We start from the raw sequence: 21,009 nt of genomic DNA, 5'->3' as shown, positions 1-21,009 counted from the left end.
CCGCCGCCACATTGCTGAACCCCGCCGGGGAAACGCCGTCGATCACGCCGCCATCGTCGGCTGACGGCTTTCCCCGGTGTCGGCTTTCCGACACAATCATGGCTCTTCCCGGGTTATCGTCCCGCGGACATGCACGCCTACGTCTATAAAAGCCAACTCAAGCCGGACACCTTCGTCTACGTTCCCCGACGCGATGATTTCAGCGCGCTGCCCGCGCCGCTGCTCACGTCGCTGGGGACGCTCACCTTCGTCCTGGACGTTGCCCTGGATGCCGGGCGCCGCCTGGCCCAGGCCGACCCGGACAAGGTCCGCAGCGAAATGAGCGAGCGCGGGTTCTACCTGCAGGTGCCACCGTCGGTGGCCAGCCTGATGCCGCGACACTATGACTGACCCCTCGCGTCCGCGCGCCCTGTCGGTCGCCTTCGCCGTTGGCGCGGTTCTGGCGCTGGGCGCCGCCGTGGGCGGCGTCAGCGGGGCCCTGCTTGCCGCACTCGCGCAGCCGGCGTTCGCGCTGGGCGTCTCGTGGTGGCGGCGCAGCCGCGCGCTGTTGCCGCTGAAGGTGGTTGCGCGTCAGGATCTGCCCGCGCTGCTGGCGCTGTGGCTGGCGGCTCCTCTGCTGCTGGCGCTGCTGCTGGCGTGGCCGCTGGCCGCGCTGCGCGACAGCGGCAGCCTGGCGGCCGTGCTTGGCCTGAGCGTGCTGGTCAGCGCCGGCCTGCTGGCAGCCTGGCGCACCTGGCCGCTCTGGAACGATGTCGAACGCCTCGATGGCAGCCTCGCCCAGCACTGGCAGGCGCTGGCCGGGCGCGACCTGACCGCCTGGCGTGGCCTGGGCGTGGCCGCGCTGGTGATCGCGCTGGCGGCGCTGGTCGTGCTGCCGGCCTGGCCGGGCCTGCTGCCGGAAAGCGCACGCTGGCCTGCTGCGCTGGCAGGAGTACTGTTGTCGCCCGTGCTGCACCTGCTGCTGCAGCGGGTGGCGCCGGCACCGCTGCCGTCGCTGCGCCCGGGCCCGCTGGCCACCGCCGACGGCGCGCACGAGCCGATGTTCTCCGCCGTGGCCGAAACCGTGCCGCTGGAGGCGATGGCACCTCAGGAGCTGACCCCGGCGCTGTATGAAGCCGCGCGCCATGGCCGTATCGATCGCGCCCTGCAGCTGCTGCAGGCCAGTGCTGATCCCTATGCACTGCCAGACCCGAACTGGCGCGACCAGCGCAGCCTGGCGGTGCTGGCCGCGGTGCTGCCGGACCTGCGCCTGCTGCGCGAACTGATCGCCCGCGGTGTCGACGTGAATGCGCCGCACCGGGGCATGACCCCACTGCTGGCTGCGACCCGGGACAGCTGGCATGGCCGCCCCGAAGCGGTGATGACCCTGCTGGCCAATGGTGCCGATTCGCGCGCCACCGACAGCGATGGCAACACGCCGCTGCACCATGCCGCGCGCAGCTCCGACCCGGGTGTGGCCGCGCTGCTGCGTGATGCCGCCGCCGAAGTCGATGCACTGAACCGCGATGGCTGGTCGCCGCTGGCAGTGGCCTGCCAGGTCGGCAACTGGCGTCTGGCCCGCTTCCTGCTCGAACGCGGCGCACGCAGTGAACCGGCCGATGGCACCCCGGTGCTGCTGGCCGCTGCCGCCACCGAGGACGACGACCCGGCCGGCGTGCAGCTGCTGCTCAAGCACAAGGCACGGGCCGATGCCCGTGATCGCCAGCGCCGCAGTGCGCTGCACGAGGCGGCACTGGCTGGCCACGTGGAGATCATCGGCGTGCTGCTCGGCGCCGGTGCCAACCTTGAAGCACGTGACGCGCTGGGGCGCACACCGTGGCTGGAAGCAGCGCGTGCCGGTCGTGCGGGCGTGGTCGAACACCTGCTGCCGCACAAGCCCGACCTGGCTGCGGTGGACGGCGACGGCCGCAACGCCGTGCAGCTGGCAGCGATGGCCGAGGATGTCTCGCCCTTGCTGATCAAGCGCCTGGTGGATCTGGGCATTGCCGCCGATGCCACCGATCCGGCCGGCCGCCGCGCGGTGGACTACGCCGCTGAAGCCGGTCGCTGGGCGATCGTTGCCCTGCTGGATCCGTCCTATCCGTTGCCGGCGGCAGTCAGCGATGGCCTGGCCGAGCGTGGCGAAGCGGCCAGTGCCAGCGGTCTGCTGCCGGACCGCCCGCCGCTGACCCTGCTGCGCGAAGCGCTGGGCTTCGGCAACACCGAAGGCATGGCGGCGCTGGCCAGGCTGTGCCAGCCGGAAGAACTGGGTGGCCTGCTGCTGGACCCGGAGCTGGCGCTGGAGCCGCGCGCGGTCGATTGGCTGCTGGGCCACGGCGCCGATCCCTATGTCCGCGATGCCTGCTCCGACACGCCGATGTTCGCCCTGCTGTCACGCGGCATCGATGCGGTACCGGCACTGCAGGTGATGCTGCAGCGTGGCCTGTCGCCGGCCGGCCGTGGCGGCCTGGCGCGATTCCTCGCCGCCTGCGCACAGCACGACCAGGCCGCCCGTGGCCTGGAACAGCTGGCGCTGGAACTGCTGGAACGCGGCGCCGACCCGTTCGCGGCCTCGCCGGCCGGCGACCCGCCGCTGTCGCTGGCGGTGCGTCTGGGCTGGCTGCGCCTGCAGCAGGCCCTGCTCAAGGTGGGCGTCGATCGTGAAGCACGCGACAGCCATGGCATGACCGCCTTGCACCTGGCCACCGCGCTGGCCCGCGAGGGCGCGCTGAAGCTGCTGGTGCAACACGGTGCTTCGCCGGAAGCGCGTGCCGCCGATGGCCAGACGCCGCTGGGCGTAGCGCTGTCGATCGGCCGCCGCGATCTGGCCGACTGGCTGGACTGGCGGGTGTGGCCGTTGCCGCGCCGCACCCTGCGCGAGGCCGATCTGCCGGCCGCCGCGATGGCCGGCGACGTCGATGCGGTACGCCGCCTGATCGACCTGGGATTCGCCGTCGACGCCGTCGATGCACAGGGCTGCACTGCGCTGCTGCGTGCGGCCGGTGGCGGCCATCTGGCGGTGACCGACCTGCTGCTGGCGCGTGGCGCCGATCCGCAGCATGCCGCTGCCAGTGGTGCGACACCGCTGTCGGCCGCCGTCAGCATGCGCCAGGTGGATATCGTTTCGGCCCTGCTCGATGCCGGCGCGAAGCTGGAACATCGCCTGCCGGGCGGTGTGACCGTGCTGATGCTGGCCTCGGCGCTGGGTCTGCCGGACATCGTCGCGCGCCTGCTCACCGCCGGTGCCGATGTGCATGCTGGCGATGCACAGCAGCTCGGTCCGCTGCATTGCGCTGCGCTGTATGGCTTCAGTGCGCGCGACCGCTCGCGCCTGCTGGCGCTGCTCGACACCCTGCTGCTGGCGGGGGCCGAACCAGACCAGGCCGCTGCTGGTTCGGTCACGCCGCTGCTGCTGCTGCTGGGCGCGCGCGCCGAGCCGGGCACCGCCTGCGACGAACAGGTGGTGATGGCGGCGGTGGAGCGCCTGCTGGATGAAGATGTAAGTCTGGAGGTGCGCGATCCGCGCGGCTTCGGCCCGTTGCATCTCGCGGCGCTTCACGGCCTGCCGCTGCTGGTGCAGCGCCTGCTGCGCGCCGGTGCCGATCCGGAGGTGCGTGACAGCCTCAACCGCAGCCCGCGCGAAATCGCGGTGATGCGTGGTTTCATCGATGTGGCCGGTGAGTTCGAACCGCGCGTGCCGGGTGTTTCGTCGATGGCGCGGTTCCTGCGCGACAACGGCTGAGGATCCGGGGTCAGATCCCTTTCCAATGGAAAGGGATCTGACCCCAATACCGTTGGATCCTGCTTCGTGTGGGTGCCGACCGTGGGCCGGCAGGATGCTTTCAGTAGATCCACGCCATGCGTGGATGATCGTGCCCGGAAACCAACGCATCCACGCATGGCGTGGATCTACTTGTCGTCGCTTTCCGCATCGGCCTCGAACAGGTGCATCAGGTCGTTGCGTGCATCGCGCGAGGTCTGGATCACCGCCGCTTCGTCGTCGTAGACCAGGTACTGGTCGCGCAGCAGCTGCTCGTCGTGCTCGCGGAAGCGTTGCACATGGCGTTCGGCCACGTTCGGCGCCACACCCAGTGCGGTCAGCACGCGCCCGCTCATCTCCAGGCTGGTGCCGAACACTTCGCGGAACGGCTCGGCCGACATGTCCATCAGGCGCCACGCATGCTGGCGGTTGCGCGCGCGCGCCAGTACCTTCGCATCCGGGTACAGCCGGCGCACCATGCGCACCGCACGCAGGTTGGTTTCCGGGTCGTCCACCGTGATCACGAACACATCGATGTGTTCGCCGCCGGCGGCGCGCAGCATCTCCGGCCGGGTCGGGTCGCCGTAGTACAGCTGGTTGCCGAAACGGCGCAGGTCGGCCACGGTATCCGGGTTCGCTTCCAGCGCCACGAACGGCACCTTCTGTGCGGTCAGCAGGCGGGCGATCACCTGGCCGAAGCGGCCCATGCCGGCGATCAGCACCTTCGGCCGATTGTCCGGGGCCACCTTGTCGGCCTCGGCCGGCTCGCGCGGTGCGGCCTTCTCCTGGCCGAGCAGGCGCAGCAGCGCGATCATCAGCAGCGGCGTGATCGCCATCGACAGGCCGACAATCGCCACCAGCCGGTCATGGTTGGCGTTGCCCAGCAGGTGCGCACGCTGGGCTTCGTTGAACACCACGAAGGCGAACTCGCCGCCCAGCCACAGCACGCTGCCCAGCAGCAGCGACTGCCTCGAACTGAGCCTGGCGACGCGGCCGACCGCGTACAGCAGGCTGAACTTGACCACCAGCAGGATGCCGACGCCGCCGGCGATCATCCATGGTTCGGCGGCGATACGGTCCAGGTCGATGCCCATCCCCACCGCGATGAAGAACAGGCCCAGCAGCAGCCCCTTGAACGGCTCGATCTGCGATTCCAGTTCGTGCCGGAACTCCGAATCGGACAACAGCACGCCAGCCAGGAACGCGCCCAGGCTGGGGCTGAGGCCGGCTTCCTGCATGAACCAGGCGGTGCCCAGCACCACCAGCAACGCGGTGGCGGTGAACACTTCAGGGCTGCGCGTGCGCGCGATGATGCTGAACACTTTGCGCAGTACCGGGCGTCCGCACAGGATCACCACCGCCAGCGCGCCCAGCGCCACCGCGGCATCTTCCCAGCGCAAGGTCTCGTTCTTCACCCCACCCAGCAGCGGAATGGCCGCCAGCAGCGGGATCGCGATCAGGTCCTGGAACAGCAGGATGGCAAAGCCCAGCCGGCCATGGTCGCTGTTGATCGCCTTGTGTTCGGACAACAGCTGCAGGCCGACCGCGGTGGACGACAGCGCCAGCGCCACGCCCACCACCAGCGCGCTCTTCCACTGGAACTGGTCGAGCAGCAGCAGTCCACCCAGCACCAGCCCGGACAGCGCCACCTGTGCTGCGCCGGCGCCGAATACCGAGCGCCGCATCACCTTCAGGCGCGCCGGCGACAGCTCCAGGCCGATCACGAACAGCAGCATCACCACGCCGATTTCGGCCGCGCCCAGGATGCGGTCGGCGTCCTGTACGAAGCCCAGCCCGTCCGGTCCCAGTACCACGCCCGCCGCCAGGTAGCCCAGCACCGCACCGAAGCCGAACTTCTTGAATACCGGCACGGCGATGACCGCCGCCAGCAGCAGCACCAGGGCCAGTTCCAGACCACCGCTATGCATGGGAATACCTGGTCATCGGGGAAGCCCGCAGTGCGTCCGTTCGGGTGGGGAAAGCGCGGCGAACGCCACAGCGACATTATGCGCGTCGGTCTGTGTACGGACGAGAACAACCGGCCGGGCCGTGGTTCGCCACAGGGCTGCCGGGTTGACCTGCATGGCCGGCGGGTCCAGACTGCCCGCCGCTGGCGGCGCGTCCGCCGGCACACGCATCCCGGAGTCCCCAACCCATGTCCAGCGACAGTAGAAGTCGACCTCGTTCGACGCCAGTGATGGCCACCGCCTGACATCGGGACGGTTTGCCTGCGTTGGCGTTGCGCGAGGTCGCACCCCCACAGGGCAAAACCGATGAACCAGAAGCAATTGCTGCGCCCGGTGGCCGATGCCGCCGCACTGGCCGCGCCACTGGCGAACTACAACACCGCCGATGCGGTGGAATTCCTCAACACGCTGGAGCTGGGCCGCGCCGCGGAAACGCTGGCTGCGCTGTCGCTGCCGCGTGCGGTGAAGATGCTTGAAGCGCCCGAACTGCAGCGCAGCGGTGAGCTGGTGGCCGCACTGCCGCCGGCCCGCGCCGCCGCCCTGCTTGGGCTGATGGCCGATGACCGCGCCACCGATATCGTCCATGAGCTGGACGAGGACGAGCGCGCGCGACTGATACCGCTGCTGGGCACCGACGCACGGCAAGCCATCCAGAAGCTGCTCAGCTACCCGCCGAATACCGCCGGTGCACTGATGACCACCGAGTACGTGGCGGTGCCGGCCAGCTGGAGCGTGGCGCAGACCCTGCAGCATATCCGCCAGGTCGAGCGCACCCGCGAGACCGTGTACGCGATCTACGTGCTGGACCCGGCCAGCCAGCAGCTGCAGCAGGTGGTGACCATGCGCCGGCTGATCACCGGCCTGCCGGAGGAATCGATCCTGGACGTGGCCCAGATCAATCCGCCGGTGACGGTGGACGCGCTGATGGACCAGGAAGAAGTGGCGCGGCTGATCCGCCGCCACGATCTGCTGGCGATCCCGGTGGTCGACGCGCAGCAGCAGATGCTCGGTATCGTTACCGTCGATGACGTGCTGGATGCGCTGATCGAGGAATCAACCGAGGACGCGCACAAATTCGGCGGCATGGAAGCGCTGGACAAGCCGTACATGCAGATCGGCTTTCTCGAGATGCTGCGCAAGCGCGCTGGCTGGCTGAGCGTGCTGTTCCTGGGCGAGATGCTGACCGCCAGCGCGATGCAGCATTACGAAGACGAGCTGGCACGCGCGGTGGTGCTGACCCTGTTCATTCCGCTGATCATGAGTTCGGGTGGCAACTCCGGCTCGCAGGCGACCTCGCTGCTGATCCGCAGCCTGGCGCTGCGCGAACTGCGCCTGAGCGACTGGTGGAAGGTCGCCCTGCGCGAGATTCCGACGGGCATGGTGCTGGGCGCCATCCTCGGTTGCCTGGCGATCGTACGTATCGTGATCTGGCAGCTGGGTGGCCTGCACGACTATGGCGAGCACTGGATCCTGCTGGCGATCACCATTGGTGCCGCACTGATCGGCATCGTCACCTTCGGTTCGCTGTCCGGCTCGATGCTGCCCTTCATCCTCAAACGGCTCGGCTTCGACCCGGCCAGCGCCTCGGCCCCGTTCGTCGCCACCCTGGTGGACGTGACCGGCCTGGTGATCTACTTCAGCATCGCCGCCCTCATCCTGCACGGCACCTTGTTGTAACGGGGCGTCATCCACGCATGGCGTGGATCTACTGGTCCCGGTAGTAGATCCACGCCATGCGTGGATGCGGTGCCAGGGTCGTGCAAGATGACCGGTAGATCCACGCCATGCGTGGATACGGTGCCCGGGGCCTGCGCACGATCATGCCGCTGCAGCGTCAGTCCGTGTACCGTAGGCGCATGAGTACCTACCACCTGCAGTCCGTGTTCCGTCCACAGTCGGTCGCGGTGATCGGCGGCAGCCCGCGCGAGCGATCGGCCGGGCGAGCGGTGATGCGCAACCTGCGCGGCACCGGCTTCCCTGGCAAGGTGGCGTGGATCAACCCGCGGCATGCCGAGATCGATGGCATCCGTACGGTCAAGCGGCTGAAGGACCTGGACTGGGTGCCCGACCTGGTGGTGGTCACCGCGCCGGCGGCGATCGTGCCGCAGGTGGTGCGCACCGCCGCCGAGCGTGGCGTGCACGCGGCGATCATCCTCACCGCGCATCTGGGCGAAGGCCCGGGCTCGCTGTCGGCGCAGGTGGAGGCGGTGGCGCGCAAGCATGGCCTGCGCATCCTCGGCCCGCACTGCCTGGGCGTGATTGCGCCGCATGCACGGCTCAACGCCAGCATCGCCGCGCACTTCCCGCAGGCCGGCGACCTCGCGCTGATTTCCGAATCCTCGGCGATTGCTGCGGCACTGGTGGAATGGGGAGTGGCGCGCTCGGTCGGTTTTTCCGCGGTGGTTTCGCTGGGCGACACGATGGATGTCGACTTCGGCGACCTGCTCGACTACTTCGCCACCGACTACCGCACCCGCGCCATCCTGCTCTATGTCGAGCAGATCAAGGACGCGCGCAAGTTCATGTCGGCCGCGCGTGCCGCGGCCCGTGCCAAGCCTGTGGTGGTAGTGAAATCCGGTCGCGCCGAACGCGTGCAGCCCGGCAGCGGCGACACCCATGTGCAGGCACTGGCGCGTGCCGACGATGTGTACGGTGCGGCCTTCAACCGCGCCGGCCTGCTGCGCGTGGGTGCACTGGACGAACTGTTCACCGCTGCCGAAACGCTGGGCCGGCTGGGTACGTTCCCCGGCCGGCGGTTGGCCATCCTCAGCAATGGTGGCGGCGTTGGCCGACTCGCGGTCGATCAGCTGATCGCACTGCGCGGCACGTTGGCCAATCTGTCCGAAGGGACGGTCGAAAAACTCGATGCGGTGCTGCCGCAGGGGTGGTCGCGCAGCAATCCGGTCGACATCGTGGTCGATGCGGATGGCGATCGCTACGCTGCCGCGATCGAGGCCCTGCTGGCCGACAACGAGAATGACGCGGTAATGGTGGTCAACGTGCCGACCGCCTTCACCTCGTCGGCCGATGCAGCACAGGCGTTGACCCGCACGCTCGGCCTGCGCCCGCGCCATCATCGCGACAAGCCGGTGTTCGCGGTGTGGCTCGGCAACGATGACCAGGCCACCGCCACCCTCAATGCAGCACGGGTGCCGACCTATCCGACCGAGGCCGAGGCGGTACGCGGCTTCCAGCATCTGGTGCGCTATCGCGAAGCGCAGAACGCGCTGATGGAAACGCCGCCCAGCCTGCCGCAGGATTTCAACGTCGACACCGTTGCCGCACGCGCGCTGGTTGACGCCGCACTGGCCAAAGGCCAGCAGTGGCTGGACCCGTTGGCCACCCACGAACTGCTCAAGGCCTACGGCATTCCGTCCGCGCCGGTGATGCATGCGCGCGATGCGCACGAGGCGATGGACCTGGCCCAGCCGTTGCTGGAACGCGGCGCCAGCGTGGCGCTGAAGATCCTGTCACCGGACATCCCGCACAAGTCGCAAGTGGATGGCGTGCGCCTGAATCTGGCCACGCTGCCGGCCGTGCAGAACGCGGCCAATGCGATACTGTCGCGCGCACGGCAGCTGCGCCCGGATGCGCGCATCGACGGCCTGCTGGTGCAGCCGACCATTGTTCGCCCGAAGGCGCGCGAGCTGATCGTCGGCATCGCCGATGATGCGACGTTCGGTCCGGTGATCGTGGTCGGCCGGGGCGGCACCGCCGTTGAAGTGATCAACGACAAGGCGCTGACCCTGCCACCGCTGGATCTGCGCCTGGCCCACGAATTGATCGGCCAGACCCGTGCCTCGCGCATCCTGAAGGCCTATGGCGATGTACCGGCCGCCGACGAGCGCGCACTGGCGCTGGCGCTGGTGAAGCTGGCGCAGCTGGCGGCCGATATTCCCGAAGTGCGTACGCTGGACATCAATCCGCTGCTGGTCGACAGCGCGGGCATCCTCGCACTCGATGCGCGCATTGCCGTGGCGCCGTCGCGCATCCTGCACAAGGGGCGCGGCCATCCACGCTTCTCGGTCTTCCCGTACCCGAAGGAGTGGGAGCGCACCATCGAGCTGTCCGATGGCGGCCGTGCCTTCGTGCGCCCGGTGCGCCCGGAGGACGATGCGCTGTTCCGCACCTTCTTCGCCCATGTCAGCGACGAGGACCTGCGGCTGCGCTTCTTCCAGTCGGTGAAGCACTTCAGCCACGAGTTCATCGCGCGCCTGACCCAGCTTGACTACGCACGCTCGATCGCGCTGGTGGCGATCGAACCACGCAGTGGCGACATGCTGGGCGCGGTACGACTGCATGCCGACGCCGATTACCACCGTGGCGAGTACGGCATCCTGATCCGTTCGGACCTGAAGGGCCACGGCATCGGCTGGCGGCTGATGGCGATCATGATCGAGTACGCCAAGTGGCTGGGCCTGGATGTGGTCGAGGGCCAGGTGCTGCGCGAGAACAGCACCATGCTGGCGATGTGCCAGAGCCTGGGCTTCAAGACCAAGCTGGACCCGGACGACCCGACGGTGATGATGGTGACGCTGCCGGTGCAGCAGGTCGAGGTGCCCGACGTCCCACCGGTGGCGTGATCGTCGCCCATCGGTAGCGCCGGGTGATGCCCGGCGCTCAGGTCAACGCAGCGGTTCCACCACCACCGCCGTGCCATAGCACAGCACTTCGGTCAGTCCGGTCATCACATCGGTGGCGTCGTAGCGCATGCCGATGATCGCGTTGGCGCCCAGCTGCCGCGCGTGTTTGACCATATCGCGGTAGGTTTCCTCGCGGGCCTGTTCGCACAGCTCGGTGTAGATGGTGATGTTGCCGCCGAAGATCGTCTGGATGCCGCCGAGGAAGTTGCCGACGATCGAGCGCGAGCGCACGGTGATGCCACGCACCACGCCCAGATTGCGGGCAATGCGGAAGCCGGGCAACTCGAAGGCGGTGGTAACCAGCGAATCGTCGAAGCGTGTCAGCGAGGTGGTCGGGTTGCCGCTGTTGTAGGGGTCTGCCATGTTCGCGTCCGTGTCGTAGCGTCGAGCCTGTGGCCCTGAAATGTAGAGTCGAGCTTGCTCGACTGTCGCAAGGCCGGAGCAGTCGAGCAAGCTCGACTCTACAACGCAAACACCCGTTGCAGCATGGTTCCGTCACTCCGCTGGCGCGACAATGGCGCCATGACCGACCGAATCCCCCTGTTGCTGCTGCCCGGCCTGCTCAACGATGCCGAGCTGTGGCGCGCGCAGCTGGCCGACCTGGCCGACATCGCCGATTGCATCGTGGGCGACCAGACCCGCGGCGAGACCCTGCAGGCGGTGGCCGAGGATGTGCTGGCACAGGCGCCGCAACGCTTCGCGCTGGCGGGCTTCTCGCTGGGTGGCTTCGTCGCTCAGCAGATCCTGCGCATCGCACCGGAACGGGTGATGCAGCTGGCGTTGATCGATACCTCGATCCATGCCGACTCGCCGGATCGCGCCGAGCAGCGCCGCAGCCAGCGCGCCAGTGTGCGCCTGCCGGGCAAGTTCCATGGCTTCGGTGACACGCTGATGCGCAGCTACATCGACGCTTCGCGGCTGGATGACTATGTGCTGGTACAGCGTGTGCGCGACATGACCGCTCGGCTGGGGGCCGACGTGTTCCTGCGCCAGAGCGCGCTGGAACGCCGCGACGGCCATGACGTGCTGGCCGGCTACCGTGATCCGCTGTTGATCGTGTGTGGTGCGAATGACCGCATCACGCCGTTGGCGGTGAGCGAGGAAATGCACGCGCTGGTGCCGCATTCGGAGCTGGTGGTGGTGCCCGACTGTGGACATCTGGCGCCGATGGAGAAGCCCGACGAGGTCAGTGCGTCGATGCGCGGGTGGTTGTTGCAGGACTGATGGATCCGCCGGGCATGGCCCGGCGCTACCCACGGTAATCCGGTAGCGCCGGGCCATGCCCGGCGGCTTGGGCTCAATCCCAGGCCGGAGCGATGCCTTCCGGGTTGGCCAGGCGGTGCCCACGATCGAGCTTGGCGATCTGCGCCATGTCTTCGTCAGTCAGGCGGATTGCAGCCGCTTCCAGGTTGCTGGCCAGGTTCTCGCGCTTGGTCGAGGAGGGAATGACCGAATAACCCTGCTGCAGCGCCCAGGCCAGGGCGACCTGGGCCGGGGTGGCCTGGTGGCGGCCGGCAATGGCCTGGATCACCGGGTCCTTGATCACCTCGCCATAGGCCAGGCTCATGTAGGCGGTGATGTGGATGCCGTTGTCCTGCAGGAACTTCACCAGCAGGCGGTTCTGCAGGTACGGATGGATCTCGATCTGGTTGGTGGCGATGGCATCGGCACCGAGGATCTCGATGGCCTTGCGGGTCTGCGCGATGGTGAAGTTGGAGATGCCGATCGCCTTCGTCAGCCCCTGTGCCTTGGCTTCGGCCAGCGCCGGCAGGTACTCCTCCATCGGAACGTCGACCTTGTCGTTGGGCGACGGCCAATGGATCAGCGCCAGATCGACGCGGTCGGTGCGCAGCTTCTGCAGGCTGGTACGCAGGCTGGCCAGCAGCGCATCGCGCTTGAACTCGGTGATCCACACCTTGGTGGTCAGGTACAGATCATCACGCGGCACGCTGGACTCGGCGATGGCCTGGCCGACCTCGGCTTCGTTGCCATAGATCTGCGCGGTATCAACAGCGCGGTAGCCGACGTTCAGCGCGTTGCGCACCGAGTCGATCACGGTCTGGTCCTTCAGGCGGAAAGTGCCGAGGCCAAAAGCGGGGACAGTCATGGGAAGCTCCAAGGGGGGAGGGAGTCGCAAAGGGAAGAGGGTAGGGCAGGTACCGTATGCATGCCGGCAACGCTGCATTGCATGAATCAATGCGCGGCCACGGTGATGCCGTCGGCCCGGTCATCGATGCCATCGCGGCGGTCCAGGCGGCCACTGAGTACGGTCAGCGCGTACGCGCCCACCACCACCAGCGCGCCCAGCCATGGGGTGTGCATCAGGCCGATGTGCTCCACCACCAGGCCGCCCAGCGAGGCGCCCAGCGCGATGCCGATGTTGAACGCGGCGATGTTGAGGCCCGAGGCCACGTCGCTGGCCTGTGGTGCATAGCGCTGCGCCTGCTTCACCACATACACCTGCAGGCCCGGCACGTTGCCGAACGCCACCGCACCCAGCGCCAGTACCGTCAGCAGCATCAGCCAGATGTTGTAGGCGGTAAAGGTGAGCACGAACAGCACGATGGCCAGCAGGGCGAAGATACGCTTCAGCGCGGGCACCGGGCCCATGCGGTCGGCCATGCGGCCGCCCCACAGGTTGCCGATCGCCACCGACACGCCGTACACCAGCAGCACCAGGCTGACCGCATTGGCCGAGAAACCGGTGACGTCCTGCAGGATCGGCGCGAGGTAGGTGAAGGCCAGGAAGGTACCGCCGTAGCCCAGCGTGGTCATCGCATAGACCAGCAGCAGGCGTGGCTGGGCCAGTACGGCCAGCTGCTGGCGGAAGCTGGCCGGCGCGCTCTGCGGCACGCTGCGCGGCACGAACAGCAGCGCGCCGACCAGCGCGACCACGCCCAGCCCGGCCACCGCCAGGAAGGTGGCGCGCCAGCCCAGGTGCTGGCCGATGAACGTGCCCAGCGGCACGCCGGTCACCAGCGCCACGGTCAGGCCGGTGAACATGATGGCGATGGCACTGGCGGCCTTTTCCTTCGGTACCACGGCGGTGGCGATGATCGAGCCGATGGAGAAGAACACACCGTGGGCCAGACCGGTGAGGATGCGGGCGACGATCAGCGAGGTGTAGCCCGGGGCCATCCAGGCGATGACGTTGCCCAGGGTGAACAGCAGCATCAGCGCCACCAGCAGCTGCTTGCGCGGCACGCGGCCGGTCAGTGCGGTCAGCACCGGCGCGCCGATGGCCACGCCCAGCGCATACAGGGACACCAGCAAACCGGCTGAGGGCAGGCTGACCTGCAGGTCGGTCGCAATGGTGGGAATCAGCCCGACGATGACGAATTCGGTGGTGCCGATGGCAAATGCACCGAGGGTCAGGGCCAGCAGGGCGAGGGGAATGCCACGGATCATGGCAGGCTCCGGAGGGAAGGAAGGGGCGCAGTGTGCGCGGCCGACCTTTGCCGAAAAACCAGTCTTCACGCCAATCACTCTTGCCGCGTGGTCAATAATGGCCGCATGAAAACCACTCTCGATGAAATGCAGGCGTTCCTGGCGGTGATCGACAGTGGCTCGATCAGCGCTGCCGCCGAGCAGCTGGGGCAGACGCCTTCTGGCGTGAGCCGCGCGCTGGGACGGCTGGAGGACAAGCTGGGCACGACGCTGCTGACCCGCACCACCCGCCGCCTGCACCTGACCGCCGAGGGTGAGGCCTACCTGCGCCATGCGCGCGCGATCATCGATGCGGTGGAATCGGCCGAGGAACAGATGGCGGCGCGGCGCGAGCGCCCGGCTGGGCGCCTGCGCGTGGATGCTGCCATGCCGTTCGTGCTGCATGTGATCGCGCCGCTGGTTGCCGGCTACCGCGTCCGCTACCCGGAGGTGCAGCTGGAGTTGAACAGCTCCGAGCGCTACATCGACCTGCTGGAACGGCGCACCGATCTGGCGATCCGCATCGGGCCGCTGGCCGATTCCACCCTGCATGCGCGGCCGCTGGGCCGTTGCCGGTTGCGGCTGGTGGCCAGTCCGGCCTATCTGGCCGCACATGGCGAACCGGCCAGCGCGGCGGCACTGGGCCAGCACACGCTGCTCAGCTTCAACGAGCCGGAATCGCTGAACCTCTGGCCGCTGCCGGGTGATGCGGATGGCCAGCTGTTGATACGCCCGGATATCGCGGTATCCAGCGGCGAGACCCTGCGTCGGCTGGCGGTGGAAGGTGTGGGCATTACCTGCCTGTCCGACTTCGTCACCGATCGCGACCGTGCCGCCGGCACCCTGGTGCCGGTGCTGGCGGCGCAGACGCTGGATGTGTACCAGCCGATCCACGCGGTGTACTACCGCAACACGGCGGTGTCGGCGCGGATCAGCTCGTTCCTGGATTACCTGGGTGAAGCGATGGCGCAGAGCGCCTACCTGCGCTGATCGGATTCGGGTGGGTGCGGACCGTTGGTCCGCACTGATCCTGCCGTCGCCCGACCAACGGTCGGGCGCTACCCCGGCCGGTAGCGCCGGGCCATGCCCGGCAGATCCCTCAGGCCGCGCGTGCCAGTGCGTCCCTGGTCGCTGCGGTGGTCGACAGATCGAACACATCCACCGCATCGATCAGGCGGTTCGCCTGCTGCTCCAGGCTGCGCGCGGCGGCGCTGGCTTCTTCCACCAGCGCGGCATTCTGCTGGGTGGTGCCATCCATCTGGATCACGGTCTGGCTGACCTGCTCGATGCCCGCGCTCTGTTCCTGCGAGGCGGCGGAAATCTCGGCCATGATGTCGGTCACGCGCTGCACCGAGGCCACGATCTCGGCCATGGTGTCGCCGGCTTCGCGCACGCGCTGTGCACCGTGGCCGACCTGCTCCACCGAGGCTTCGATCAGGGTCTTGATCTCCTTGGCGGCAGCAGCCGAGCGCTGCGCCAGCGTGCGCACCTCACTGGCGACCACCGCGAAACCACGGCCCTGCTCGCCGGCGCGTGCGGCTTCCACTGCGGCGTTCAAGGCCAGGATGTTGGTCTGGAACGCGATGCCATCGATCACGCTGATGATCTCGGCGATCTGCCGCGACGAGGTCTCGATCGCCCCCATCGTCGTCACCACCTGGCCGACCACGTCGCCGCCGTGCGAGGCGACGCTGTGCGCGCCGATCGCCAGCTGGTTGGCCTGGCGCGCGTGCTCGGCGTTCTGGCGCACGGTGGAGGTGAGTTCCTCCATCGACGCGGCGGTTTCTTCCAGGTTGGCCGCCTGCTGCTCGGTGCGGCGTGACAGGTCGTTGTTGCCGGCCGCGATCTCCGCCGCGGCGGTGTGGATGTTGCCGGAGGCGTGCTTGATGTCGGTGACGATGGTTGCCAGCTGTGCGGCGGTGGTGTTGGCATCGCCCGCGATCCGCGCGAACACGCCCTGGAAGTCGCCGTGCATGCGCGTGCCAAGGCGGCCATCGGCAATGGCGCGCAGCATGCCGGATACCTCGCCCAGGTTCAGCTCGGTGGTCTGCATCAAACGGTTCAGACCTTCGACCATCGCGCGGAAGTCATGCTCGAAACGCGCGCTGTCGCCACGCTGGCTGAAGTCGCCGGCAGCGGCTGCTTCGGCCAGGCGGCGGATCTCGCCGTTGATCGCGCCAAGGTTGTGCTTGACCGCGTCCAATGCTTCGGTGATTACCGCCTTCTCACCGGGCAGGCGCTCCATGTCCTGGCTGAGATCGCCGACGGCGTAGCGGCCCATGATCGTGATCGCGCGCATCTTCACCCGGATGTGTGCATCGACCAGTGCATTGCTGTCGGCCACCATCTCGCCGAATGCACCGGGGAAGACCGCGGCGTCCATGCGGTGGCTGATGCTGCCGGCCTCATGTGCCTGCGCCATCGCGGTCTGTGCATCCAGCACGCCACGCAGCGTGGACTGTACCGCCTGCATGGCCTGCGCCAGCCGGCCGATCTCGTCGCGGCTGCGCACCTGTACCACGTGCTGCAGGTCGCCTGCGGCCACGGCGCGGGCGGCCGCTTCCACCGCCAGCACCGGCTGCACCACCGCACGCCGCAGCCACCAGGCCAGGCCCATCAGCAGCAGTACGGCGGCCAGTACGGTCAGCGCCGCGCACAGCAGCAGGGTCTGTCGTGCCTGCTGTGAACGTGCGGCCACTGCCGCCTCGGCCACCTGCGTGGCGTGCGTGCTCAACGCGTCCAGCGCACTCGCCACCGGACGATCCTTGCCGCGTACCAGATTGTCGCCGGCGGCCGGGTCGTAGTGGGCTTCGGCGAAGGCCTGCAGCGCTGCGTGGTAGTCCTGCTGCAGCTGTGCATGCAGGCCGATGAACGCCTGCGCCAGTTCACGCGTGCGCGTGTCTGGGCTGGTTACGAGGCTCTTTGCCAGCTGCTCGACCAGGCGTCCCTCGCTGTCGAAGGCGTCCAGATGGCGCTGGCGCAGCGCATCGTCGTGGCCGCGCAGCAGCACGTTCTTCCATTCCTGCACCTGACCGCGGAATTCGCGCTGCAGGCGTTCGGCGTCACGGCTGTGCGCGACTTCGGGTGGAACCTCGGTGGACAGTTTCAACCAGGCAGAGGCCAAGCCGGCGAGGGCGCACAACAGGACCACGGCCAAGCCAACGGAAACCGCGCCAAGCAGCTTGGACTGCAGGCGCGGCGCACGGACAGACGCATTCATGTGGAAGGACTCTCGGGAAGGGGCACTGCGGTATCGACCCGTCGGGCACGCACTGAAGTGCGACGGACATCACATTCGCGTTTCGTTTAGTGATGTGAAGGAGATGTTTCATAGGACAAATGTGTCCATATGGAACGAAAGCAGACCCTCGACAGGGGATTTAAATGTAACTATTGTTGTTACATGAAATCCGCCAATCCGCTCTCCGACGCACTGCACGTGATGGCCCATCTGGTCGGCCAGCCCGGCCCGCGCACTTCCGAACAGCTGGCCTCCTGCCTGCCCACCCACCCGGTGGTGATCCGTCGCCTGCTGGCCCAGCTGCACAAGGCCGGGCTGGTGAGCAGCACACGCGGACACGGCGGTGGCAGCCAGCTGGCGCGCGATGCCGCTGCGATCACCCTGCACGACATCTATCTGGGGGTAGGGGCGCCGCCGCTGGTGCAGGTCGGCACGCGTGATTCCGGCCGTGGCTGCCCGATCCAGCAGCTGGTCAACAACGCGCTGCTGGAAGGCGCGCGCGAGGCACAGCGGCTGCTCGAACAGCGCCTGCAGGCGACTACGCTGGACCAGCTCGGCGCCGACTTTGCCCGTCATCTCGCCCATCACCGCTCCCTGGAAGGTCACCATGAATCCTGATGTGCTCATCGTCGGTGGCAGCTATGCCGGCATCGCTGCCGGCCTGATCCTGGCGCGTGCCCGTCGCCCGGTCACCGTCATCGACGCCGGATCGCCGCGCAACCGCTTCGCCAGCCACTCGCATGGCGTGCTGGGGCTGGACGGCATCAGTGGCGCCGAGCTGCTGAAGACCGCGCGCCAGCAGCTGCTGGACTACCCCAGCGTGCGCTGGCTGCAGGCCGAGGCCGTGCAGGCCAGTGCCACCACCGACGGCGTGGACGTGCGTACCGCCGATGGCCAGGTGCTGGCTGCGCGCAAACTGCTGCTGGCCAGCGGCATCGCCGACCAGCTGCCGGCGTTGCCGGGGCTGGCCGAGCGCTGGGGCAGCACCGTGCTGCATTGCCCCTACTGCCACGGCTACGAAGTCGGTGGTGGCGCAGTCGGCCTGCTCGGGGGTCATCCGATGTCGGCCGCCAAGGCACCGTTGTTTGCCGACTGGGGCAATGTCACCTTCTTCAGCCAGGGCCTGGCGACCACCGACGAAGAGCTCGCCGCCATGCAGCAGCGCGGCGTGCAGATCGAGACGACGCCGGTGGTGGGTGTGCAGGGCGAGCAACCAACCTGGCTGGAAGTGGAACTGGCCGACGGTCGTCGCATCGCCCAACGCGCGCTGTTCGTGCCGGCCACCCAGGCGATGGCTACGCCCCTGGTGCAGCAGCTGGGCTGCGTGCTGGCGGAAAGCCCGCTGGGCGTGCTGATCGAGGTCGATGCGATGAAGCAGACCTCGGTGCCGAACGTCTACGCCGCAGGTGATGCAACCACGGTGGGCAATATCACTCTCGCCGCGGCCGAGGGCGTGCGCGCGGGTATCGGCATGCACCACGCGCTGGTGGGCGAAGACAGCCTGCCGCGCTGATCGCCGCCCGTGCGGCCGGGGTCGGATCCGATCCCGGTGGCGCAGCATCCACGCATGGCGTGGATCTACGGCAGCAGGCATCCGGATCCGGGCGTTGACACCGCGACCATTGTCGGGCCACCGCCGAGCGCAGATAGTGACGGCACCCCCGCCTGCGCCCCGGACCCGGCATGGACGAAGTGAACCGCCTCAGATCGCTGTTGGCACCGTTGCAGGGCCTGCGTGGCTGGCGACCGGCGCAGGCCACCCGCGATGCCATCGCCGGCGTGACCCTGGCCGCGATCACGCTGCCGGAACAGATGGCGACGGCGCGGCTGGGCGGCTTCGAGCCGCAGGTCGGCTTCTACGCTTTCGTGGGCGGCACGCTGGGCTTCGTGCTGCTGGGCCGCAACCGCCGGCTGACGGTCGGCGCCGATTCCACCATCACGCCGATCTTCGCACTTACCCTGGCGGGCCTGGCCGCGCAGCAGTCTGGCGCGTTGGCCGGCAGCGCCGTGGTGCTGGCGTTGCTGGTTGGATTGTTCCTGGCGCTGGCGGCGCTGCTGCGGATCGGCGTGGTTGCCGCACTGTTGTCGGTGCCGGTGGTGACCGGCTTCCTGGGGGGCATCGCCGTCCATATCGCGGCCTCGCAGCTGCCGGTGGCACTGGGCGTCAGCCTGCCATCGAGCGAGCTGCCCGAACGCCTGTACGAGCTTTTGCTGGCCTTGCCCCATGCGCAGCTGCTACCGACCTTGATCAGCTTTGGCGTGCTGCTGGCGATGGCGCTGTGCGACCGGATCAACCCGCGCGTTCCCGGTGCGTTGATCGCGGTGGCCGTCGCCACCTTGCTGGTTGCAACATTCGGGGCCAAGCGGCTGGGTGTGGGCACTCTCGGCGCGGTGTCACCTTACCCGCCGGCGTGGCAGCTGCCTTCACTGGAGACCTTCACTACCCTGGTGCCGCTGGCACTGCTGCTGACTCTGGTGATCATCATGCAGGTCGCCGCGGTGGACCGTGCGTTCCCCGGCGAGGAAGAGCCCGACGTCAACAAGGACTTCCTCGGGGTCGGCGCCGGCAACCTGCTGTCGGCCGCGTTCGGAGCCTTCCCGGTCAATGCCAGCCCGCCGCGCACGGCCGTGGTGGTGGAAGCCGGTGCGACCTCGCAGCTGGGCGCGTTGATCGCCGCGGCACTGGTGATGCTGCTGGCCTTCTGCGGTGGCGGTGTGCTGGGTGCCATCCCCGATGCAGCGCTGGCGGGCGTGCTGCTGTTCGTGGCGGTGCGCCTGTTCCGCCTGCGCGTGCTGATCGATATCGCCCGGCGCGCGCGTGGCGAAGCGCTGCTGGCGGTGCTGACCTTCCTGGCGGTGGTGTGCCTGCCGATCCAGTCGGGCATCGCGATTGGTGTGGGCCTTGCCCTGCTGCACGGGGTGTGGATGATCGCGCACAGCCCGATGCTGGCGCTGTCGCGCCTGCCGGGCAGCACGGTCTGGTGGCCGGGCAACCGTGGCGAGACCGAGCCCGGCGTGACCGTGCTGGCCTTCCAGGCACCGCTGCTGTTCGCCAACGCCGACAGTTTCAAGCGGCAGCTGCTGGCCAGCATGGAGGCGACGCCGGCGCCGGGCCTGATCGTGCTGGAAGGCAGTGCGATCGTCGAGATCGACTACAGCGCGGCGCAGACACTGCGCGAGGTGATCGGTCTGTGCCAGCAGAAGGGCATCGTGTTCATCATTGCCCGGCTGGGCTCGGTGCGCGCGATGCAGGCGCTCGACCGTTTCGGCATTGCCGCACTGCTGGGGCCCGACGGCGTGAGCCACAGTGTGCAGCAGGCCATCGACCACTACCACGCACGAGGTACGCCATGACCCGCATTCCCGAACCGCGGCTTTCACCGGTTGCCATTCTCGACCTGCGGCCGACACAGATGAGCGTGGGCCTGCTGGAAGTGCAACGCAAGCGTGCGCAGTGGAAGACCCTGCCGAAGCAGGGCGAGGAGCGCTACCTCGGCCGGCACATGGTGCCGGTGGTGATGGGACCATCGAACCGGCCCTACCTGATCGACCATCACCATCTGGCGCTGGCGCTGCATGAGGAGGGCATCGAGCATGTGCTGACCGTCGTGCAGGGCGATCTTTCACACCTGCCGCGCAAACTGTTCTGGACGGTGATGGAGCGCTACTGCTGGGCCCATCCGTTCGATGCCGAAGGAACACGCCAGCCACCCTCGGCGATGCCGAAATCGCTGCTGGATCTGGCCGATGACCCGCATCGTTCGTTGGCCGGCGAGGTGCGTCGCCGTGGCGGCTATGCCAAATCGGTGCAGCCGTTCGCCGAATTCCTGTGGGCCGACCATTTCCGCCAGCGGATGACCCGCAAGTTGATCCGCCGGGATTTCCAGCAGGCGGTGGCCACCGCGACCGAACATGCGCGGCACGATGATGCGCGCTATCTGCCGGGGTGGTGCGGCATCGAGCACGGGTGAGGGGTGTTGGCCATTGCGCCAT

General features: G+C 68.2%; 15 protein-coding genes. 10 read left to right on the top strand and 5 right to left on the bottom strand.

The genetic code is table 11. The features are described 5' to 3' along the window. The first annotated feature begins 129 nt into the window (after nucleotides 1-129). Nucleotides 130-390, top strand: coding sequence for a YcgL domain-containing protein (locus ABH900_RS05790; protein ID WP_429621946.1), 261 nt, complete (start codon nucleotides 130-132; stop codon nucleotides 388-390). Next, a complete protein-coding gene (locus ABH900_RS05785; RefSeq protein ID WP_429621945.1) occupies nucleotides 383-3,721 on the top strand; it encodes an ankyrin repeat domain-containing protein in 3,339 nt (1,112 codons plus the stop codon). Before ABH900_RS05790 ends, ABH900_RS05785 begins: the two co-directional genes overlap by 8 nt. Nucleotides 3,722-3,888: 167 nt before the next feature. Here the strand turns inward: ABH900_RS05785 and ABH900_RS05780 are convergent, their stop codons facing one another. Then, complete coding sequence (locus ABH900_RS05780) at nucleotides 3,889-5,667, bottom strand: monovalent cation:proton antiporter-2 (CPA2) family protein (protein WP_429621944.1); 1,779 nt, start codon at nucleotides 5,665-5,667, stop codon at nucleotides 3,889-3,891. A 345-nt stretch (nucleotides 5,668-6,012) separates the two neighbouring features. Between ABH900_RS05780 and mgtE the strand changes: the two genes are divergently transcribed. Both mgtE and ABH900_RS05770 read left to right on the top strand, forming a co-directional pair. Further along, nucleotides 6,013-7,383: a magnesium transporter gene (mgtE, locus tag ABH900_RS05775; protein ID WP_429621943.1), complete on the top strand. Its 1,371-nt coding sequence runs from the start codon at nucleotides 6,013-6,015 to the stop codon at nucleotides 7,381-7,383. Nucleotides 7,384-7,562: 179 nt separating this feature from the next. Beyond that, the gene (locus tag ABH900_RS05770; protein ID WP_429621942.1) at nucleotides 7,563-10,289 is read left to right on the top strand and encodes a bifunctional acetate--CoA ligase family protein/GNAT family N-acetyltransferase; all 2,727 of its coding nucleotides are present in this window, start codon (nucleotides 7,563-7,565) and stop codon (nucleotides 10,287-10,289) included. A gap of 42 nt (nucleotides 10,290-10,331) precedes the next feature. On the opposite strand, the gene ABH900_RS05765 is transcribed toward ABH900_RS05770, so the two are convergent. Further along, complete coding sequence (locus ABH900_RS05765; protein WP_429621941.1) at nucleotides 10,332-10,712, bottom strand: YbjQ family protein; 381 nt, start codon at nucleotides 10,710-10,712, stop codon at nucleotides 10,332-10,334. Between the two features lie 159 nt (nucleotides 10,713-10,871). On the opposite strand from ABH900_RS05765, the gene ABH900_RS05760 reads away from it, so the two are divergent. Continuing rightward, nucleotides 10,872-11,573: an alpha/beta fold hydrolase gene (locus tag ABH900_RS05760; RefSeq protein ID WP_429621940.1), complete on the top strand. Its 702-nt coding sequence runs from the start codon at nucleotides 10,872-10,874 to the stop codon at nucleotides 11,571-11,573. Between the two features lie 73 nt (nucleotides 11,574-11,646). On the opposite strand, the gene dkgB is transcribed toward ABH900_RS05760, so the two are convergent. Continuing rightward, complete coding sequence (dkgB, locus tag ABH900_RS05755; protein WP_429621939.1) at nucleotides 11,647-12,456, bottom strand: 2,5-didehydrogluconate reductase DkgB; 810 nt, start codon at nucleotides 12,454-12,456, stop codon at nucleotides 11,647-11,649. 86 nt (nucleotides 12,457-12,542) lie between these two features. Then, the gene (locus ABH900_RS05750; RefSeq protein ID WP_429621938.1) at nucleotides 12,543-13,757 is read right to left on the bottom strand and encodes an MFS transporter; all 1,215 of its coding nucleotides are present in this window, start codon (nucleotides 13,755-13,757) and stop codon (nucleotides 12,543-12,545) included. 105 nt (nucleotides 13,758-13,862) lie between these two features. Here ABH900_RS05750 and ABH900_RS05745 point away from each other — a divergent pair, with 105 nt between their 5' ends. Then, nucleotides 13,863-14,765 (top strand): LysR substrate-binding domain-containing protein, encoded by a 903-nt coding sequence (locus tag ABH900_RS05745; protein ID WP_429621937.1) that lies wholly within the window; start codon nucleotides 13,863-13,865, stop codon nucleotides 14,763-14,765. 109 nt (nucleotides 14,766-14,874) lie between these two features. On the opposite strand, the gene ABH900_RS05740 is transcribed toward ABH900_RS05745, so the two are convergent. Further along, nucleotides 14,875-16,995, bottom strand: coding sequence for a methyl-accepting chemotaxis protein (locus ABH900_RS05740; protein ID WP_429621936.1), 2,121 nt, complete (start codon nucleotides 16,993-16,995; stop codon nucleotides 14,875-14,877). Nucleotides 16,996-17,178: 183 nt separating this feature from the next. Here ABH900_RS05740 and ABH900_RS05735 point away from each other — a divergent pair, with 183 nt between their 5' ends. The 4 genes from ABH900_RS05735 to ABH900_RS05720 all read left to right on the top strand — a co-directional run bounded on the left by ABH900_RS05735 (nucleotide 17,179) and on the right by ABH900_RS05720 (nucleotide 20,987). Then, complete coding sequence (locus tag ABH900_RS05735; protein ID WP_429621935.1) at nucleotides 17,179-17,634, top strand: Rrf2 family transcriptional regulator; 456 nt, start codon at nucleotides 17,179-17,181, stop codon at nucleotides 17,632-17,634. Further along, nucleotides 17,624-18,529: an NAD(P)/FAD-dependent oxidoreductase gene (locus tag ABH900_RS05730; protein ID WP_429621934.1), complete on the top strand. Its 906-nt coding sequence runs from the start codon at nucleotides 17,624-17,626 to the stop codon at nucleotides 18,527-18,529. Before ABH900_RS05735 ends, ABH900_RS05730 begins: the two co-directional genes overlap by 11 nt. A gap of 170 nt (nucleotides 18,530-18,699) precedes the next feature. After that, nucleotides 18,700-20,370, top strand: a complete 1,671-nt coding sequence (locus ABH900_RS05725; RefSeq protein ID WP_429621933.1) for a SulP family inorganic anion transporter — start codon at nucleotides 18,700-18,702, stop codon at nucleotides 20,368-20,370. Continuing rightward, entirely contained in the window at nucleotides 20,367-20,987 is a 621-nt protein-coding gene (locus ABH900_RS05720; protein ID WP_429621932.1) for a ParB-like protein, read from the top strand. The genes ABH900_RS05725 and ABH900_RS05720 overlap by 4 nt, the downstream gene beginning before the upstream one ends. Nucleotides 20,988-21,009 lie beyond the last annotated feature (22 nt).

The organism is Stenotrophomonas sp. AN71 (assembly GCF_050435725.1).
GTDB lineage: Bacteria > Pseudomonadota > Gammaproteobacteria > Xanthomonadales > Xanthomonadaceae > Stenotrophomonas.
The sequence above is the reverse complement of the archived record's forward strand: the minus strand, read 5'-3'. Positions and strand labels throughout refer to the sequence as shown.

Excerpts from the sequence above, each read along its gene's own strand:
- ABH900_RS05735 (WP_429621935.1), top strand. The coding sequence starts at position 17,179 with ATGAAATCCGCCAATCCGCTCTCCGACGCACTGCACGTGATGGCCCAT.
- ABH900_RS05745 (WP_429621937.1), top strand. The coding sequence starts at position 13,863 with ATGAAAACCACTCTCGATGAAATGCAGGCGTTCCTGGCGGTGATCGAC.
- ABH900_RS05780 (WP_429621944.1), bottom strand. The coding sequence starts at position 5,667 with ATGCATAGCGGTGGTCTGGAACTGGCCCTGGTGCTGCTGCTGGCGGCG.
- ABH900_RS05760 (WP_429621940.1), top strand. The coding sequence starts at position 10,872 with ATGACCGACCGAATCCCCCTGTTGCTGCTGCCCGGCCTGCTCAACGAT.
- ABH900_RS05750 (WP_429621938.1), bottom strand. The coding sequence starts at position 13,757 with ATGATCCGTGGCATTCCCCTCGCCCTGCTGGCCCTGACCCTCGGTGCA.
- ABH900_RS05725 (WP_429621933.1), top strand. The coding sequence starts at position 18,700 with ATGGACGAAGTGAACCGCCTCAGATCGCTGTTGGCACCGTTGCAGGGC.
- dkgB (WP_429621939.1), bottom strand. The coding sequence starts at position 12,456 with ATGACTGTCCCCGCTTTTGGCCTCGGCACTTTCCGCCTGAAGGACCAG.
- ABH900_RS05770 (WP_429621942.1), top strand. The coding sequence starts at position 7,563 with ATGAGTACCTACCACCTGCAGTCCGTGTTCCGTCCACAGTCGGTCGCG.
- ABH900_RS05720 (WP_429621932.1), top strand. The coding sequence starts at position 20,367 with ATGACCCGCATTCCCGAACCGCGGCTTTCACCGGTTGCCATTCTCGAC.
- ABH900_RS05740 (WP_429621936.1), bottom strand. The coding sequence starts at position 16,995 with ATGAATGCGTCTGTCCGTGCGCCGCGCCTGCAGTCCAAGCTGCTTGGC.
- ABH900_RS05730 (WP_429621934.1), top strand. The coding sequence starts at position 17,624 with ATGAATCCTGATGTGCTCATCGTCGGTGGCAGCTATGCCGGCATCGCT.
- ABH900_RS05790 (WP_429621946.1), top strand. The coding sequence starts at position 130 with ATGCACGCCTACGTCTATAAAAGCCAACTCAAGCCGGACACCTTCGTC.
- ABH900_RS05785 (WP_429621945.1), top strand. The coding sequence starts at position 383 with ATGACTGACCCCTCGCGTCCGCGCGCCCTGTCGGTCGCCTTCGCCGTT.
- mgtE (WP_429621943.1), top strand. The coding sequence starts at position 6,013 with ATGAACCAGAAGCAATTGCTGCGCCCGGTGGCCGATGCCGCCGCACTG.
- ABH900_RS05765 (WP_429621941.1), bottom strand. The coding sequence starts at position 10,712 with ATGGCAGACCCCTACAACAGCGGCAACCCGACCACCTCGCTGACACGC.